The organism is Sphingomonas sp. GW821-FHT04B01 (genome assembly GCF_059420425.1).
In genome coordinates this window covers 40,677-58,350 of the sequence record NZ_JBWKTR010000007.1, presented here as the reverse complement: position 1 = coordinate 58,350, position 17,674 = coordinate 40,677, and the positions used below count along the sequence as shown (strand labels likewise).

Genomic DNA, 17,674 nt, shown 5'->3' with positions numbered 1-17,674 from the left:
CTCCGTCCTTTTGTTTGGATTGTCGCCGGGTTAGTGCTGGCCACATGACGAAAGCAAAGCCCGGCGTCACCATTCGAACCCTCGCGGATCTCGCTCGTCTCGCCGGTGTTCACGCGGGTACGGTATCGCGCGCGCTCGCCGGCAGCACGGTGGTGAACGACGAAACGCGATTGCGGATCGAGGCGCTCGCGGCGCAGCACAATTTCCAACCCAATCAGATGGCTCGCCGGCTGCGAACGCAACGTACGGGTGTGATCGGCATCGCCGTGCCGCTCGGTCACGAACGCCGTCAGCATGTCTCCGACCCGTTTTTCCTGACGCTATTCGGGCATCTTGCCGATGCGCTGACCGAGCGCGGCTATGACATCATGCTGTCGCGCATCATCCCCGATGCCGAAGACTGGCTAAGCCGAGTGGTCCGATCCGGGATGGTCGATGGCGTCCTGCTCATCGGGCAATCCGACCAGTTCGACGTCATCGAAGCCGTCGCACAGGATTACCAGCCGTTGGTCGTATGGGGCAGTCATGTGCCGGGCCAGCGACACTGCGCGATCGGCGTCGACAACTTCGGTGGCGGCCGATTGGTCGGCGAGCATCTGATCGCCCGGGGCTCGACCCGCATCGCCTTTATGGGCGAAATCCGCACACTCGAGATTACCGAACGCCACCGCGGTTTATGTGACGCGGCCCAGGCGGCGGGCATTGCGCCACCGATCCAGCTGGACACGCACATGGCATCCGACGTGATGGGCGAAGAGATCGCCGCGAACCTCGACCGGGTTTCGGGAAAGATCGACGCGATCGCCTGTGCCTCTGATGTGATAGCGCGTCAGACGATCCGCACGTTGACCGAACGCGGCCTTTCCGTACCGGGCGACATCAGGGTCACCGGCTTCGACGATCTGCCCTTTACCGAACAGATGATCCCGTCGATCACGACGGTCCGCCAGGATCTCGCGATCGGCAGCACCGCCATGATCGACGCGCTTTTCGCCCGGATGAAGGGTGAAGACACACCGTCTCTGGAAATGACGCCTCGCCTGATCGTTCGCGACAGTGCCTAGGGTGCCGCCTCGAAAACGAAGGCCGCTCCCACGAAATCACCCTTGAGCGGCGCACGAATGCCCTGCGTCATCCAATAGCGCCCGCTAGCGATCATGGGTATGCCTGCCGGCAGTGCACCGCCACCAAGCATCCGCACCCTGTAGCGCTGTTCAGGCGCCAGCCCCAACGGCAGGATCGCACCCGGGTTGTCGCGCCACATCGATGAATGCAGCATCTGGAACAGCACCGCCTGTCGCTGATCCCGGCCCACGTACATCGTCGCGGACGTCGAGACCGACGCATCGGGGCTTACCAAGCGATAGAGTTTTCCGCGCTGCACGGTCGGGCGAATGGTCTTGTAGGCAGCGATCCATTTCGTCGCGGTCGCAAAGTCCTCCGCCTGCCATTTGATCAGGTTCGCGCCGATCCCAAGCCCGCCCTGCATCGCGGACAGGAACCGATAGTCGAGCGAGGTGACACGCGTGTTCGCCCAATTGGGGCTATCGGTCACCCACGCCATCATCGTTGCGGGCGCATACGCGCGGGTGAAGCCGTCCTGGATTGCGAGCCGGTCCGATGGATCGGTATTGTCCGATGGCCAAACCTCGTCGACCCGCGCCATCATCCCCAGATCGACGCGGCCGCCACCCCCCGCGCACCCCTCGATTTCCAGACCCGGATGGCGCTGCCGCAGCGTATCGAGGATCGCGTACAGGTTGCGGACATAGTCCACATAAAGCCTTTGCTGATCCTCGGGTGCCTGCCCGGGCCAGCCCGGTTCGGTCCAGCGGCGGTTGACGTCCCATTTGAGGAAGGCGATGTCGTTCTCGCTCACCAGCCGGTCGAGCCAGCCGAGGACATGCGCGCGGACATCGGCACGCGCGAGGTTCAGGACGAGCTGGTTGCGCGCTTCGGTGCGGGGACGCCCGGGGAAGGCAATCACCCAATCGGGATGTTTGCGATACAGGTCACTGTCGGGATTGACCGATTCCGGTTCGACCCACAGGCCGAAATCCATACCGAGCGACTTCACCTTATCGATCAGCGGCTTCAGCCCATTGGGGAATTTGCGCGGGTTGACGGTCCAGTCGCCCAGTCCGGCGCGGTCGCTGTCACGTGCGCCGAACCAGCCATCGTCCACCACAAACCGCTCGGCACCGATCGCCGCCGCCTTCTCCGCGAGCGCCATCTGCCCTGATTCCGTTACGTCGAACGCGGTTGCTTCCCAGCTGTTGTACAGCACCGGGCGCAGCTTCGCGCGGGCATGGTCCGCCAAAATGTGTGCGAGTTGAAAATCGTGGAAGGTACGCGATGCGCCGCCCATGCCATGATCCGAATATCCGGCATAGAAGACCGGCGTCTCCAGCGTTTCGCCCGGCTTCAGTCGCCACGCGAAATCGTAAGGATTGTACCCCGCCGCAATCCTCACCCGACCAAGCACGTCCTGGGCGACGCTGATCCGGAACGAGCCTGACCAGGCGAGGGCGCCGAACCACACGGGGCCGCTTTCCTCGGCGGTCTTGCCCTCTTTGCCGATCGCGAACCATGGGTTGTTGCCATGGCCGGTCAGGCCGCGCCGGCTTTCGATCACCGTCAGGGCCGGCGTGACCGGCACCGTCTTCAACGTCCATTCCGCGGCATGCCGCCCGGTCAGATAGTTCAGACGATAATCGTCGCCGCTCGGCAGCGTGAACACCGCCGCGGCGAGCTGATCGACCCGCACCGGGCGACGGCTGCCATTGTGGATGGTCGCCGAGCGCGCGAGGATGCCCGTGTCGGGATCGATCGTGTAGCGCAGGGTCGCCGTGAAGGGCTGCGCGATATCGGCCAGTTCGACCGTCAGCGTTTCGCCATCGACGCGGTGGCTGCGGTATTTGAGGACGAGGTCGCGATTGCCGTCCGCAAACGCAACTTCGACGCCCGGTTCGGTGACCAGCCCTTCGCCTTGCCCCGGAAACTCCTGCGCCGTCACGGTGGGTGTCGGATCGAAGCTCGACGGTTCGGTGACGATCGGCACGACGATGGGATCGCTCTCGGCTACGGCACCGCCCCAGTGGATCGATCGCAGATAGCCCTTGTCGTCGATACCGAGCGCATAGGTCACGCCGTTGCCATCGAGCCGGAACACCCGCGCGCCCGGCGCTGCCGTAACCCGCGCCTGCGCCGGTATCGCCAGAACCACGAACGGCAGGCCGAGCCACAGGCGTCGCATCACCGCGGCACCATGATGGTCGCCGTATCGCCCTGCAACGCCAGCCGGAACCAGGGCGCCGCCGTTCCGCCGAAATGCGCGCGGCGGACCGTCGCGTCATCCAGCGGCTTGCCGGCCAACCCCCAGAAATCGACGAAGCTGATGACGTCGCCTTCGCCCGTCACCCACCAGCAATAGCCCTGATACGGCTCCGCCGGCGGATTTGCGGCGACGAGGCCCGAACCGTTGAGCGGTCGCCAGGGGCCCGTCATGTCGGATGCGACCATGCCGTACAATCCGGTCGGCGCGCCAAGGCCATCGGCGAAGCGCTTCGCCTGGGTCGACCAGAACAGATAATACAGGCCGTCGCGGTGCACGATGTGCGGGCGTTCCAGCTCGCTATTGACGCCGATCGCTTCGACCAGCGGCGGTGCCAGCGTCCACGCATCGTCGCTGCTCGCCCGGCGCGCGACACCGACAACGCCATCATGCACGTCGTCGACCCGGCCCGCCGATCCGCTGAACAGCAGATATTCGGCGTTATCCGCAGGGTCGCGGAAATATCCGGGATCGCGGAAGCCCTTGATGCGGCCGTCCACTGCGTCCACCTGGTCGGCGCGGAGGTACAATTCGCCATCCGCCGCGATGGACTCGATCGGCATTCTCCAGTAGCCAACCCGCCCGTCGGCGAAGCGCCCGCGCGTTTCGAACAGTCGCTGTTCGAAGGTGCGCGGTCCGCCTTTGCGCCCCGATGCGGTGAAATACATCGTCAGCGTGACGCCATCGTCGTCCAGCACTGCCGACCCCGACCATTCGCGGCTGCCCGGTGTGAACCCGTCCGGAAAGGCATTTCCATGATCGCGCCAGCCGTCCGCGCCATGGCTGGTCAGCCGGATGCGCGCCGCGTCGTGCCGGTCGTCGGGATCGGCGAACCGCGGCGTCGCGAGGAAGAACCACCAGCTGCAGCCCTCGACGATCACCGTCCGGCCGTCGGCATCGGCGATCTGCCACATATCCCACAGGTCGTGACCGGCGATGATCGGCACGACATCGGTCGCCATGATGACCGGAAGCGCCGCGGCGGGCTGGTCCGCCGCCCTTCGTGCCTGCGCCTCGGTCCAGGGCGTCGGGATTTCAGGATCATCGCGAAAAGCCGGGGAGGGAGCGGTCGGGATCATGGTGTCTCCAGTGCGAACAGCGCGACGCTCTCCGCCTTCATCATCGGGATCGGGAGACCGGCCTGTGCCAGCCAGTCGCCGTCGAACAGCACGCCCTCCGCCCGCATCCGGGCGAACAGAGGGGCATCGGGCGGCGGGTGTCCGTCTTCGCTCGCAAGGTCGATCAGGCGGACACGCACCGGCCCGGCACCGGCCAGCGGCGGCAGCGTCACCGCGGGCGGACGGCGGACGATCGTCGGATCGATCCGCGTCACGCTCAGCAACAGGTCGCCGATGTCACCATGCATCTGCCAGACCAGCCCGTCGGGTCCGTCGCCCAGCCAGACGCGGCCCGTGTGAAGCCGATCCCGTAGCGTCTTGTACCGCGAGATCGCCTCGCCGAGCACCGCCGCATCCCGATCGGTCAGCGTCGCGGGATCCAGCTCGACCCCGAAATGCCCGGGAAGCGCGACCGCAGCGCGGAACGCCATGCCCTGTCGCCGCCCGGTGGAATGTGCCGGGCTGGCGCCGACATGGCTGCCCATCATCTCCGGCGGCATGAAGTGCAGATACCCCCGCTGCATCCGCACCCTGCTGACCGCGTCGATACAATCGCTGGTCCAGAAACGGTGTGTCCGCGCCGCGATACCGGCGTCGATGCGCCCGCCACCGCCTGCACAGGCCTCGATCTCCACCGCCGGATGCCCCACCCGCAGGCGGTCGAGCACGGCGTAGGCGCCGACGATCTGTGCATGATAGCCGGGCCGTCCGTCCGCGCCCCCCGCGGGTGCCAGGTCGCGGTTGTGATCCCATTTCAGATAGGCGATCGGCAGATCCCGCAGCAGGGCATCGATCGCCTCGAACAGATAGTCCCGCACCTCCGCCCGACCGAGATCCAGCACCAGCTGATGCCGCGACGTCAGCAACGGAACACCATCCGCCTGCAATGCCCAATCGGGATGCGTCCGCGCCAGATCGCTGTCCGGGTTGACCATCTCCGGCTCGATCCACAGCCCGAACGTCATGCCGAGGGCCACGACGTGATTCGCCAGCGGCGCCAGCCCGTTCGGATATTTGGTGCGATCCGTCACCCAGTCGCCCAACGCCGCGGTGTCGTCGTCGCGCCCCTTGAACCAGCCGTCGTCGAGCACGAACCGCTCGACGCCCAAGGCGGCGGAGCGATCCGCGAGCGCCATCAGCGCCGCCTCGTCATGGTCGAAGTAGAACCCTTCCCAGCTGTTCACATGCACGGCGCGTGGCGGCATCCCCGTTGCCGGCCAGGGCGCGCGGCCGCGGATCGCCGTGTGAAAGCCCTGCATCGCGCCATTCAGCCCGGCGACCGAACATACCGCCAGCATGTCCGGCGTGTCGTAGCGCTCGCCCGGTGCGAGCCGGCATTCCCCCGGTGCCGGCGCCTCGCCCATCTGGAGCAGCCATACGCCATCGTCGTCGCGCTCGATCGACAGCCGGTGGTTGCCCGACCAGGCCAGTTGGGCCGCATGCACGCGGCCGCCGTGCCATCCCGCATCCGGTCCCATGACGAACAGGCCCGGTGGCCCGGCGTGCCCGGTCAGCCCGCGCCGGTTCTCGCGCAACCAGCCGTGCGACGGCATCGGTTCGACCTGCGGGACGAACTCGGCGTTGTGACGGCCCTGGAAGCTGCGGATGCCGGTGCAGTCGGCCGGCAGCGGCAGGGTTCCCGCGGCGAGCCATTCGACGTCGAGCACACCGTCGCCATCGTTGATCACGCTCGCCGAAAGCGTGATGCCGTCACCGCGGACGGAAATCCGCTGAACCACGGTGACACGCGCGGTCGGATCGACCAGCGTGACGACGATCCCGTCGTCCCTCGCCACGATCGACCGGGTCTCGAACCAGTGCGCGAAGGCCCGTCCCGCCCGATGCGCGCGCAGTGCCGGCGATCCGAACCAGCCGGAGCCGAACGCCGGCGTCACGGTCAGCGGCTGATCCACGTCGAGCGAGAAGGACGTCGGCGGACGGACGTCGGCAAGCGGCGGCAAGGCCGCGGCATCGACCTTTGGCCCCCACCACCGCCATACCGGCGGCCGATCGCCACGTGCTTCCAGCACCAGACTGGTGGTTGGTCCGTTGTGTACGATCATCGGGCGCTGGCTCCGACGGGGAGTCCCTGAGCATTGCGCTCGCGCACGCTCCAGACCGCCGCGGCTGCCGCGAACATGAGCACACCGCACAATGTCAGGACGTTCCGCGGGTCACTGCCGAGCAATCGGTCGTAGAACAGCCACATCGTACCCGAGAAGACCAGCATCGGGATCACGATCATCATGTTGAAGATGCCCATATAGACGCCGGTTCGTTCCGCCGGGATCGCCCCGGCCAGGATGACGTACGGATTGCCCATGATGCTGGCCCAGCCGATGCCGATGCCGATCGCGGGCAGAAACAGCATGGCTTTGTCCGTGACGTGCGGCAGCCACAGCATGCCGGCGCCCGCCAGGATCAGGCAGGCGGCATGCAGGCTCGCCGCGCCCATCCGCCTCGCCAGCGGCACCATCGCGAATGCCGCGACGAAGGCGACGCCGTTATACCACGCCGCCATCTCGCCGTTGGTCAGCACCGCGGAATGGAAGCCGGAGGATGTCGGTACGTCGGTGCGGTACACCGATCGCCCGACCGAATAGATGACATAGGCCCAGTATGCGGCCATCGCATACCATTGGAACAAGCTCATCAGCGCCAGCTTGCGCATGGCAACGGGCATGTCGTGGATCGCCGATCCGATCTCTGCCAGCATCGCGCCGAACCCTTTGGGCTCGGCGGCGATCCGAAGCTTCTCCTCCGCCGACAACGGCAGTTCGGGAACCCGGCGGATCGACCAAAGGATTGTCGTGAAGCTCAACGCCGCGCCGACCATGAAGGCGATCCGCGCCGTATAGGGGATGTTGTGCGCATCGACCCAGTCCTGGTTCATCCCCGCCCAGACCAGCAGCGACGGGGTAAGGAACGCCAGCATCTGCGCGAGGCCGGTGAAGGCGCTCTGCGTCAGGAACCCGATCTGGTGCTGGTCCTCGTTCAGCCGGTCGGAAACATAGGCACGATACGGTTCCATCGTGATGTTGTTGCCGGCATCGAGGATCCACAGCATCGACACCGCCATCAGCAGCGACGAACTCAGCGGCATGAAGAACAAGCCTGCCGCGCAGAGCAACGCTCCCATCAGGAAATACGGCGTTCGTCGCCCCCAGCGGCTGTCGGTCCGGTCGCTCATCGCACCGATCAGGGGCTGGACAAGCAGACCGGTCATCGGTCCCGCCAGTTGCAGGAGCGGCAGCGACGCCTCCGAAGCTCCTAGATAGCTGTAGATCGGCGCCATATTCCCCTGCTGCAGCCCGAACGAGAATTGGAGACCGAGGAAGCCGAGGTTCATCTCGAGGATTCGCGGTAGCGATAGGTGTGGCTTCGAACCGGGCAGGGGCATCGACATCCTCAATGGCTGATGCCCATCTTCGCAGGCGTCAGCGGGGCATATCAGCAATAAGCCAGGGTGCACAACAATCGATTGCGAAAAGTTTTAGCCGGCATGTCCGGATCGTTTGGCGCACATGAGAAGAGGGTCTGGCGGGACTGCCAAGGCAGGATCGGTCTTCTCGATGCCGCCGGGGGCGGCCGTTTTCCGTAACCTGTTCCCGACTTCGTCGTCCTGAAGCGCGTGTTGGAGAGGGATCGGGAGGCAATGTGCAGGAAAGGTCCGCCTACGTCAGCGTCTTGAGATCCTGCGCGAACTGTTCGCCGACCGGGCGGCGAACGCCAGCGTCGAACCCTATCCCGAAGCGGGCGGGTTCAAGGGGCTGCTTCGCCGGGCGGTGCAGATCGCCAAGCGTCACCGCGACGTGCATTTCGCCGCAGGGGTGAGTGCGCGCCGATCTCCGTCATCGTCACGACGCTGCTCGCGCGGAGCTACGAGTGGTGCGTGTTCAACGCCGTCTACGATAACGAGTACGATCTTCTCGTGGACGTCGTGCGGCACATGCCGGACACAATAGGTCACGAAGGCGGCCGCTGGTGCAACTGGAACGAGACGATCGCGGGCGAGAACTTTGCCGAGCGCTGGAACGATCACCCGGATTGCGCAGCCTCCTTCTTCTCGTGGCACCGGGCGCTCGCCGCCGACTTGGCGGATCTCTGCTCGATCGACGGCCTCGATCTCATCGGCGAGCGGATCGAGAAGGCGCTCGGCGGCACCCCCGCCGACGTCGCGATCGGTCACATCAGGGATACTACCACTCGCGAACGGGCGGCGGGGACGCTGCGGTACGGGGCTGCCGGGCTCGTCGCGGCGACTGCCCCTTCGAGGGCGTCGTCAGCCCCCGTCCGGTCGAACACCTTCTTCGGCCGCTGAGCGATGGAACGCCGGGCACTTACCGCAGCCGAGCAGTACCTGGCGCTGCGTACCGCGAGCCACGTAACCGGCGAGGGGCGATTGCGACGCGAACGCCTCACCTGGCGTTTTCCGGTAAGGCCTGATCCGCTCGGGCGCAGCTACATCGCGCGGCTGGACTATGCGTTGACGACGGCGCCGCGGATCGTGATCGAAACGCCTGACCTGTCGCACTCGCCGCCGGCCGCCGCATTCCGCACGTCTACTCCGAAACGCCGATGCAGATCTGCCTGTATCTTCCCGACGCCTACGAATGGACGCCGGATCAGCGGCTGGATCTGACGATGATACCGTGGACCGCTCTCTGGCTGTTCTACTTCGAGGAGTGGCTCTGGTCCGGTGAATGGCGTGGCGGCGGCGTGCATCCCGGGGACAGGCCCAGGACGCGTCGGCGCCGCAGGATGTCTAGGTGACGTCGGCGCTGAAGGCGGCTGCGCTCGGGGTCGAAGCAACAGGCTCCGCAACGTGACGCGGCAGATCATATGGGCACGCGGCGCGGGGGCGGTGTCACATGTGCAATGTCGATCTGATCGGGGATCTGGTCTCCGGAGCGGAGGACGCAAACTTCGGCTTCATCGCGCACATCGTCGCCGACGCGCCTGACGGTCCGCGCGAGGATGCTGAACTCAGCCATTTCCTCGCGGACGACCCGGGCAATCTCAGGCTGCTCTGCCACGTCCACCACAAGACGATCGACGTCGAACTGGTCGACGAATATCCGGTCGAACGCCTGCTGACTATCAAGGCCGATCATGAGCGGCGGGTGTCGATCCGAACCGGCGTCCTGCCCGAGAGGGCGAGTCATGTCGTGCGTTACGCCGCGAACGTGGGGCAGCATCGCAGGACCATGCCCTACGAGGAGGTCGCGCGCGCCATGCTCCCCGATCGTCATCCTGCGAATGGTCGCGAGACCATCGACCTGTCACTTCAGGGCAGCGTGATCGAGGACGACGAACAGGCTTACTGGCATTGGAGGCGGCCAATCTCCGACGCCAAATCTCGCGCCGCGTTAGCGAGCGCATCGAGGTCGGCGAGATCAACCACATGTCGATCTTCGCGTTCGCGCCACTTTGACCACGCCCGGGCCGCACAACGACGTACTCAAGCGGAAGGAAGACCTTTCGACATTCAGAACCAAGTTGCGGCTTCTGTTGAACCGGATCAAGGCCGACCGCCCTGATGCCGACGTAATCAACATCCTCCCCGCGATGCCCGTGTCGGCGGCGATCGAGGTCGGTCGTGCATGGATGCCCAAAGGAGACCTTCCGTTGGAGGTATGGGACGAGAACCGGAGAATTGGTGGCTTTGGTCGAGCGCTGCGGATCGACGGTGCGTACGGATGAATGCCGGCTCCCCCGTCATTGGTGGTGATCGAGCCCAGAAGGGACGGACGTCGTCAGCGCGCGTTCTTCAAGTTGTCGGCGAGGGAGCGCTGCAGCATTTGAGCGAGGCTAAATCTGTCGAAGCCATCGCACTTTGGATTTAGGAACGCTCGACCATCGTCCTGATGGCCGATGGCGTTCCGCTGCCGCCAGCCACCAATGGATATTCCCCGTGACCCAAGACGGCGCTCATCGCACGATCGCGCCGAGCGTGGTCCCACGTCTGCTCTTCCCCAATGCCAGGCATTTGGTCATCCGATTTGGGTGTGAACTGCGCGCCTTTTGCAAGAAGAAATAACGGCAGAACTCGGGGAACGGCAAGGCCGCGATAAATGACCGCAACTGGGTCCTGCCTTCGGCAGGTGTCGACCAATCCAAGCCGTTCCAAAACCGGCATGTAAACGGCCGCTCTTGCCCAAACCGGCTATTCACCTGCCATCGAGTTGGTAAGCAGGAAGGCGCTTAATATTTGCTATTCAACAGAGCCGAATAGGGCCGACAAGCTACTGCGCTATTGTGTCAATTGTTCGATACCATGCGTAGCCTAACGATGAGGGCGAAGATTTCGCGTCTAGACCATCAGGTCGATGGCGGATTAGCCGAAAACCGCATGAGCACGAAGCTAATTTGGCGCGTCGGGAGTGCATCCGCTTGATTAGATAGATAAACAGCCGCTTGGCTGCCGCGTTTGGATCGGCTCCATTTGCCGTCGCCTGAGCCCAGGTTATCTTCTCGTTCAGCCGGGCGCCGAGCATAGCGGTGAACGCTTGGCCACCCTCCTTGGCCTTGGAAGACAGATACATCACCGTATTGGAATCAAAGCCACCTTTGTTAGCAGGCGTGACATCAGCAACTTCAATGTCGAGTTCCGCCATAAGCCGCTTCGTTGTTGCAAGCGCTTGAGGATCAGTATCGCAGGTCAGGATAATTCCATCCCAGCCTTCGCGCTCTGACGCGGAAACCGCGCTTGACCAGGCTGTAGTCTCGTCGGGCTTGACCGGGAGCTTCGAAGGGGAAGACGTTGGTTCCCAAGCTGCGGTAGTTACAGACGAGGTTCGCTTGATTTCCGGGACATTGCTTTCGTTTCCGGCGGGTTGTGACCCGAGGGCGTCGTCTGCCGCGCCGTTCGCTGCCGATTGCTCGGCGTGAGCGCCGACGCTTACGTTGCCCTGCTCAATTGTGGAGTCCTCTTTGGAGTTCACCTGTTGCTGCCCCTCTTGCAGCAGCGCTGTCAGGAGCAGACCAGCGCCGACCAGTAGCAGGGAAAAGGCAATGAGCTTGTATCTGTCGCCGGAGCCTTTGAAGAGGCCGTAGGCGACCGCCCCAAGGACAAGAGCGGCGAGCGCGATCACGCCGAGAGTGCTGCCTGCCGCCGCCTTTATTACCTCGGCCACGTCAATCTGCGTCGTGACATGAACTGGCACAGATAAGTGGTTCGCCATCGCCCGCTGCCGCTTGCCCACTTCGCCTGAACGACGATGGTGCGGGTGCGAACCCGCCCACCGAGCACCAAGCCGATCCTCACGTTCACGACATCGCAGCCGCGGAGCTTGCTGTCGATTGTCAAGTCGAACAGCGCACGGTCACGCATGCGCCTTTGCTGATCGAGAAGGAAACGGATGGCCCAGACCTGCCGTCCCTTTAGCGCCCCCTTCCCACCAACATTGCGCCCTGAGTTTCAAGCGCGACGAACGACTACGGCTGGTCGAAGCGCTGACGTTCCATGTTGCTTGTCCTGAGGCCACGATGGCCTACGGAGAGGTAGTGGCCGAGCAGCGAACCGGGCAGCTCGCGACCAAAAAACGTCGTTCCGACGCGAGGCTGAAATGTCGGCTCAGGTCGTTAGAGCGTTTTCCGATCATCTTGCACCACCGTCATCGCCCTTCGGACACCCGCTGCGCGGCGGGGTGATTTCGACCCGCCGCGGCGTTGCTTGTCCGTTACGATGCCAAAGCATCGCGCCCTCCTTGCGCTTTGCGGCGCGCCAAAATCCCCTCCGTGCCGATGATGCAAGATGATCGGAAACCGCTCTAGCTGCCGTTCTGTGCTCTTTGGAATGCTGGTCCAAGCCCATATACAAACCCGCCGCTTGTAGCTTTCCGCGCCCGCCAGACGGACATCGCGATCGCCATGGCAACCGAAAGGAGGCCACCAGATGCTGCGATAGCAGCACCAATCTCGAAGATCTTAGGCGCATAGGCGTCGAAGCCGAATTAGCAGAAGAAGAAGGCGAAGGCTGACACACCCGATGGTCGGCGATCCAGCACCAAGGTCAGCCCGGCTCCGGCTGATACGCCAAGGAGTGTGCCGCCCAGACGCAACTGAACGCGATCAGCAAGACCGCGAATAGCTGTCCCCAAAGGATTGTGGTCGCGGACGTCAGCGCTCCTCTCTTCAACTGCGATATCAAAACCGCGACAACGCAAGACCGAGATGAGGTGCGCCGTACTTTAGCACAGAAAAACAAGTCCTGCAGCATCCCAAAGAAAAGTCTTTCGTCCATGACCCCAAACGACTACGCTGCACTGGCAAGCTGATCTGGCCGAAAGCTGGATTGCCGTGGGGGAGTCCGCATAGACAACCTGTGAAACAGAAGTTGGAGCATGACCGTTGCGTGATACTCAAACTTATTCACTTGTCTGCACGACGAGTCGGAACCCGTGGGGGTACTTGGCCGTGGGACGCATCACTCAATCTTCAGATGCGTCGAATGGCTCGACGTTACACGCCGGCCCTTACAGCTTCCTTAAATCCATAATTTCGCTGTCGTCTGGGACGAAGACCATGACACGCGTATCATTGAAGCGATCGAGCGGATCTACATGGCTGGTCTCTTGTCGCCCGTGCAATTTATCGGCGAACGGAAGGGCTTTCTGACCGTCATTGTCGCCGCGCGCTTTTATTTCTCTGGAGGCGAGGCGCAGCTGCAGGTATATCGTCACGCCATCGAAGCCATTGCGGACGATCTCGACGATCCGTGGTCGGTTGAAGTTGGCAGTTTCGATCGCCAACCAGACAGTCCGCATCAGACCTTCCTACAGGCGATCATCAGCGACAATGAACATCGCGTAAGGCTTTATCTGGCGAACATCGATTCGCTTTGGAGCCTGGGGACAAGAGCGTACCGGCCATCACCGACCGCACCGCATCATCTGATGCCTGCTTCATCATCGCCTAAAGTGAGACCGAATTCACCCGCACCACGCATTTTTCCACCGGGCGGCCTGCTGCCGCCAACAGGAGACTAACGGCCATGCCGCTCAAGGGTTTTCGAGAGTATCTGGCCCAAGTGGAGGACGGCGATCGCACGAACGAGGTGATGGCCTTCTATCACTTCGCCGCTGACGACGTGCTCGCGCAGTTCATCCTCTCCAACATGCTGACCGAGGACCGTAAGCATGTCGATCTCGGCCAGGGTCGTATGATCTATTTTCACACTGCGCATGTGACGCCCGGCCAAGACCATCTGCATTTCTACCAGAATGGCGCCAAGCTCTACGCGATCAATCGTGATGGGACCGCGCACGATGCAAGCCACGGAAAGAAAATGGCGCGCTGGGCTCAAGACGGCGTGAAGGACCATTACCCCGGTTTCACGCTGCCGAAGAGCAAACTCATCGAGACCCTTCTCGATCACAAGGGCTCGTCTCTGCTGATGGAGAGTTTCGGCAAGGTTGACCAGGTGCTCGTGTCCAAAGCAATCCAGATGCTCGCGGTAGCGGAGGCGGCGAAGGCTTGATCGGCATGGTCAAACGTCGCTTCCCTTTCCGCGACCCAAGCTCCAAGTATACGAGAGGCATGCTCCAACATCCGTCCGAATCATGTTGGAAAAAGCGAATGTCGCGAACAGCGCGCCGGCGACAGCCAATATCGCGATGATTGCGAGGACGGCGTGATGTCAGCATAGCGGCGATACCGGCCTGAGGGTGGCCGGAACTGCTCGTCCCGCAGTTCGGCTGAGGTGAGGAGTTGCACCGGTCCCCGCCGGCAAAGGTCCGCGATGACCAAGGAGCAGAGCCTCGCCATCCAGCGCGACTACGCAATAAAGGACGGTCGCCGCGAGATTGATGTCCGCCTGTCCCCGGCCTACCACTTCATCATGCGGATGAACCTAGACCTGTCCGACCTGCGCGCGAAGCTGCCTGAGCAACATCGGCGAGGTAAGTAAAGTGATCGACGACGCCAAGGCCGGCTCAAGGACGCGCATCTTGGAGCGCTGGGGGCGATCGGACGGTCTGGACGCGCGTTGATGGAGGGCGGGGGCGCGGCGACTCAGGGCGGGGTCGGCTACCAGGGCCAAGTCGCGGCCCTCTACATGGGGCGCATGCTCGACCAGCGGCCCCGGCCGCCGAAGGACCGGCCTGAATCGGTCAGGGTTGAGGCGACGTCAGCGGTCGACGACGCGCTCGTCGAGATGGCAGACGGCCGCCGCCTGTTTATCCAGGCGAAGCGCGCTCGCCACCAGCGGGATCGCTTGGACAGGCATGTGGAAGGCCTTCGCCAAACAGGCGACAACAGACTTCCGCCTTGGCGACTCTCTCTCCCTCGCGATCGGCTAGACCACGACTGTGGCGACCCGCCTCAGGGAAATCTGCACGCGCTCGAACGAGCCCGACGTCGTGGAATGGCATCAGAGGCTCAACGAGCCACAGCGCCGCCTTGCTGTCGCGATAGCAGCCGCGCTCGGCGGCGACGACACTCTAGCACTGTACGTATGTCGGCAGCTCGACGTCGACATCTGGCCTGCGGAAAGGCTGGCGCGCGACTACGCGCCGCTCTGAATGCCGGCGTTCGACCAGTCGCCGGACCAGCTCCACGCCGTCCTTACCGGGATCGCGCTCGAGGGCGCCACCACCCGCCAGCGATTCGCAACTGCCGAACTGATCTAGGCCCAAAACTTGTCCCCCGCCGACCGGTTGACGATTGCGCATTCATTGATCACGGGCCTGACCTACCGCTGGAAGCGCGATCCTCCTGATCGCCTATGTGGTTCTGGGACTGGTCCGAAGACGCCTCCTCACCATGTCGGTCGTTTCGCGCAGCAGATGCCGCAAGGCGCTCTCGATCCTTGGCGTGATCGGATGGGTCTCGGCATTCGCAGTGATCGCGGATGTCCTCGGCCACCTCTGAGACAGATGTGTCAGCAAATCGATGCGATCTTCGAGGACGAGAGCTTCTTTACTGACGCACACAACTTCGGCATCAAGGGCCGCGGCTTCTAGACAAGCTTCGGAGCTTTCGACATGGGGAAGAGTGGTTCCAAGAACGTCACTGACCAATGGACCTGGTTCTCCGACTACGTCGCAGCTGTCGGACATTGGACGGTCAACTGTCCGACAGACCGGCGATGTGAAGTCGGCATGGGGGTGAAGGTCTTCGGAAAGCCAAGGGGCGAGCGCATCTCTTTCCAAGGCGGCAAGGAGTTCACGACTATCGGAATAGGAGCGATCCACGTCCGCGTCATCGACGGGAAGGGCATCTGCCCGGTGCGCCTGGACGAGGGCGAGATCGGCACCATCGGCCTGCCGGACATTCCGTTCCCGTGATACCAACTCGCCTTCGGGACCAACGCTAGAACGGCACCTTGGGCGTGACGACGACCCTGCTGAAGTTCGTCTGCTCGTTTGAGACGGCGTCGATGCGCGCGTCTATTTTCTGCTCCGTCACCACGACATCGTCGCCGAGGAACGTCCGTGCGCGAAGGGTCCAACCGTGCGCACCCGGAGAAAGTTGCGCCTCGTAGGACTGTCCGTATTGGAGATACCCCCTCTTCACGGGGCGGGTGCTCAGCGGCGGCGCATCGTCGCTGCGCGCGTCGTGCAGGGTCGACGGTACGGGAAAGCTGGCGATCGAACCGAGCTTTGCGAAGCTCATGATCAGGGACGCGGGCGGAAGCGAATGCTTCGGTTCGTCTCCGACCGCGGTTCCCGCCGGCGCTGTGTCGGCGAGGATCAGCGGGACCAATCCGATCTGTTTCACTACGCTCTCCTGCTTCAGGGGGTGGTATCCGGCTTCATACTGGACGTTACGCGTCGTCGAATGGGAATGCTGCTGATACACCATGAGGACGCTGGTTCCCTCCGCCTTGATGGCATCGGCCTCCTTCATCCCCGGACCGCACGCCTCCTCGTATTTTGGAATCGTGTTGGGCTTGAGGAAAGGGAAGTTGATGAAGCCGTTCTGCCGCACGAACATACCCCAGCCGCTGAACGTGTCGGTGCAGTTGCGGACCTTCCCCGTCGCCTCCGTGCCGGCCGGCAGGTCCGCGTAGACGTTGTGATAGGCATAGCATCCGCTCTTGCCGCAGCCGCCCGCGACGACAACCCGGGACGGCATCCACATCACCACCGAACGGTCTATCACCGGCTTCGACGAGTACGCCTCGAAACTGTATTCAATGGGAAACCTGGGCAGCAGCCGGATGGGCACGTCGAAACTGATGTGCCGTGTCCCCGCCTTCTTCCACGGAAGGTACCATGCAGCCTTAGTCGGCACGTCGACCTCGATTCTGAGTGGCGCCACGCCGAGCTTCCGGTCCTGGAAACCGAATACAAGCATCTCGGTGGGAACCAGGGCCTCGATCTCGAAGTCGTGCTCGCTCGCGAGAGCGTCCTTGGGTAAACGCCTGCCTCCGATCGAGATTGAGACGGGTCTGCCGTCGAGGACGAACGGGTTGCCCCTGATCAGCAGACGATAGGAGCCGCTCTGCTTGAAGTACTGGGTGGCACCGTCGATGCGCTTGATGGCGTAAGCTCTGTCCACGAACGGAAGCTTGTCCAGCAGGCCGCCGGCGTCGAGGAAGGTCAGTTCCTGGACGTCTTGAATGCGTTGTCCGAATCTGTCCACGTTCGCGACCGCCTGATCCAGTGCCCTGAGGCCGTCGATCTTCTCGCGGTCGAGTCTGTCCCAGCGCTTGTCCAAGTCCGTGTCCAAGGAGGTGCGTGCGTTCTCGAGGACGAGAAGCAGGTTCCTGGCTGCGGCGTCGGCCGCGAGGGATCCGGCCGACGCGGCTTGGCCAATCGAGAAGTTCACGCGGTCGCTCATCCTGTCCAACAGCTTGCCCGTGGTGAGACCGGCTCCCCCGATCGCTAGGGTCGTCGTCACCGGATCGGAGCAGGACAGCAGCAACGTCATCGAGAAAAGGGCGCCAAAGGTATGGACACGCATCCGAGTCTCTCCATATTGAACGGAAAAGCCGCACCCTACCCGAGTCAAGAGGATCAGTTCGGAAGCAGGCTATGCGCGGTGCAGGTCCCGTCAAGGGTCGGTAGCGGGCATGATTTGCTCGACCGGCTTCTGTGAAGTCCTTTTCCGTTCCGTTTCACCATCCTTTTTGGGAAAGCTGGCGGGGCAACCGGCAGGGCTGAGGCTTTGCACCTCCTCCAACGCCAATATGAATGAATGGCCGAAGATGGGGAGCCGAAAAGAGGCCGCGGATGACCGGAAGTGGGTCCTCGCAGTCGCAAACTGTCAAACGCCT

Annotated in this window: 16 protein-coding genes and 1 pseudogene; 10 read left to right on the top strand and 7 right to left on the bottom strand. The window is 63.3% G+C overall.

Annotated features, from left to right (window positions below; all coding sequences use genetic code 11):
- The first annotated feature begins 44 nt into the window (after positions 1 to 44).
- A complete protein-coding gene (locus AC07UH_RS15740) occupies positions 45 to 1,064 on the top strand; it encodes a LacI family DNA-binding transcriptional regulator (RefSeq protein ID WP_495180992.1) in 1,020 nt (339 codons plus the stop codon).
- On the opposite strand, the gene AC07UH_RS15735 is transcribed toward AC07UH_RS15740, so the two are convergent.
- From AC07UH_RS15735 to AC07UH_RS15720, 4 genes are read right to left on the bottom strand one after another with little or no spacing between them, the layout of a single operon-like run.
- Positions 1,061 to 3,256 carry an alpha-galactosidase gene (locus AC07UH_RS15735; protein WP_495181170.1) on the bottom strand — a complete coding sequence of 732 codons (2,196 nt, stop codon included), beginning with the start codon at positions 3,254 to 3,256 and terminating at the stop codon, positions 1,061 to 1,063. The two genes, AC07UH_RS15740 and AC07UH_RS15735, sit on opposite strands and share 4 nt — an antisense overlap.
- Positions 3,256 to 4,413: a glycoside hydrolase family 68 protein gene (locus tag AC07UH_RS15730; RefSeq protein ID WP_495180991.1), complete on the bottom strand. Its 1,158-nt coding sequence runs from the start codon at positions 4,411 to 4,413 to the stop codon at positions 3,256 to 3,258. The genes AC07UH_RS15735 and AC07UH_RS15730 overlap by 1 nt, the downstream gene beginning before the upstream one ends.
- Positions 4,410 to 6,515: an alpha-galactosidase gene (locus tag AC07UH_RS15725; RefSeq protein ID WP_495180990.1), complete on the bottom strand. Its 2,106-nt coding sequence runs from the start codon at positions 6,513 to 6,515 to the stop codon at positions 4,410 to 4,412. Before AC07UH_RS15725 ends, AC07UH_RS15730 begins: the two co-directional genes overlap by 4 nt.
- Positions 6,512 to 7,801, bottom strand: coding sequence for an MFS transporter (locus AC07UH_RS15720; RefSeq protein ID WP_495180989.1), 1,290 nt, complete (start codon positions 7,799 to 7,801; stop codon positions 6,512 to 6,514). The genes AC07UH_RS15725 and AC07UH_RS15720 overlap by 4 nt, the downstream gene beginning before the upstream one ends.
- Before the next feature lie 543 nt (positions 7,802 to 8,344).
- On the opposite strand from AC07UH_RS15720, the gene AC07UH_RS15715 reads away from it, so the two are divergent.
- From AC07UH_RS15715 to AC07UH_RS15700, 4 genes are all read left to right on the top strand, one after another.
- A complete protein-coding gene (locus AC07UH_RS15715) occupies positions 8,345 to 8,773 on the top strand; it encodes a hypothetical protein (RefSeq protein ID WP_495180987.1) in 429 nt (142 codons plus the stop codon).
- A gap of 257 nt (positions 8,774 to 9,030) precedes the next feature.
- Positions 9,031 to 9,225, top strand: a complete 195-nt coding sequence (locus AC07UH_RS15710; RefSeq protein ID WP_495180986.1) for a type II CBASS E2 protein — start codon at positions 9,031 to 9,033, stop codon at positions 9,223 to 9,225.
- 98 nt (positions 9,226 to 9,323) lie between these two features.
- Positions 9,324 to 9,992 carry a hypothetical protein gene (locus AC07UH_RS15705; protein WP_495181174.1) on the top strand — a complete coding sequence of 223 codons (669 nt, stop codon included), beginning with the start codon at positions 9,324 to 9,326 and terminating at the stop codon, positions 9,990 to 9,992.
- The gene (locus tag AC07UH_RS15700; RefSeq protein ID WP_495180985.1) at positions 9,883 to 10,155 is read left to right on the top strand and encodes an SAVED domain-containing protein; all 273 of its coding nucleotides are present in this window, start codon (positions 9,883 to 9,885) and stop codon (positions 10,153 to 10,155) included. The genes AC07UH_RS15705 and AC07UH_RS15700 overlap by 110 nt, the downstream gene beginning before the upstream one ends.
- 542 nt (positions 10,156 to 10,697) lie before the next feature.
- Here the strand turns inward: AC07UH_RS15700 and AC07UH_RS15695 are convergent.
- Together AC07UH_RS15695 and AC07UH_RS15690 are read right to left on the bottom strand one after the other, a co-directional pair.
- Entirely contained in the window at positions 10,698 to 11,588 is an 891-nt protein-coding gene (locus AC07UH_RS15695) for a hypothetical protein (RefSeq protein ID WP_495189960.1), read from the bottom strand.
- 68 nt (positions 11,589 to 11,656) lie between these two features.
- A pseudogene (locus AC07UH_RS15690) lies at positions 11,657 to 11,872 on the bottom strand (integrase); the annotation flags it as partial.
- A 1,144-nt stretch (positions 11,873 to 13,016) separates the two neighbouring features.
- On the opposite strand from AC07UH_RS15690, the gene AC07UH_RS15685 reads away from it, so the two are divergent.
- From AC07UH_RS15685 to AC07UH_RS15665, 5 genes are all read left to right on the top strand, one after another.
- Positions 13,017 to 13,442, top strand: coding sequence for a hypothetical protein (locus AC07UH_RS15685; RefSeq protein ID WP_495180983.1), 426 nt, complete (start codon positions 13,017 to 13,019; stop codon positions 13,440 to 13,442).
- Between the two features lie 5 nt (positions 13,443 to 13,447).
- A complete protein-coding gene (locus tag AC07UH_RS15680; RefSeq protein WP_495180982.1) occupies positions 13,448 to 13,933 on the top strand; it encodes a hypothetical protein in 486 nt (161 codons plus the stop codon).
- Between the two features lie 261 nt (positions 13,934 to 14,194).
- Positions 14,195 to 14,362, top strand: coding sequence for a BrxR family transcriptional regulator (locus tag AC07UH_RS15675; protein ID WP_495180981.1), 168 nt, complete (start codon positions 14,195 to 14,197; stop codon positions 14,360 to 14,362).
- A gap of 400 nt (positions 14,363 to 14,762) precedes the next feature.
- Positions 14,763 to 14,975, top strand: a complete 213-nt coding sequence (locus tag AC07UH_RS15670; protein ID WP_495180980.1) for a hypothetical protein — start codon at positions 14,763 to 14,765, stop codon at positions 14,973 to 14,975.
- 579 nt (positions 14,976 to 15,554) lie between these two features.
- Positions 15,555 to 15,740, top strand: coding sequence for a hypothetical protein (locus tag AC07UH_RS15665; protein ID WP_495193955.1), 186 nt, complete (start codon positions 15,555 to 15,557; stop codon positions 15,738 to 15,740).
- Positions 15,741 to 15,765: 25 nt separating this feature from the next.
- On the opposite strand, the gene AC07UH_RS15660 is transcribed toward AC07UH_RS15665, so the two are convergent.
- Positions 15,766 to 17,361 carry a hypothetical protein gene (locus tag AC07UH_RS15660; RefSeq protein ID WP_495180977.1) on the bottom strand — a complete coding sequence of 532 codons (1,596 nt, stop codon included), beginning with the start codon at positions 17,359 to 17,361 and terminating at the stop codon, positions 15,766 to 15,768.
- Positions 17,362 to 17,674: the final 313 nt, after the last annotated feature.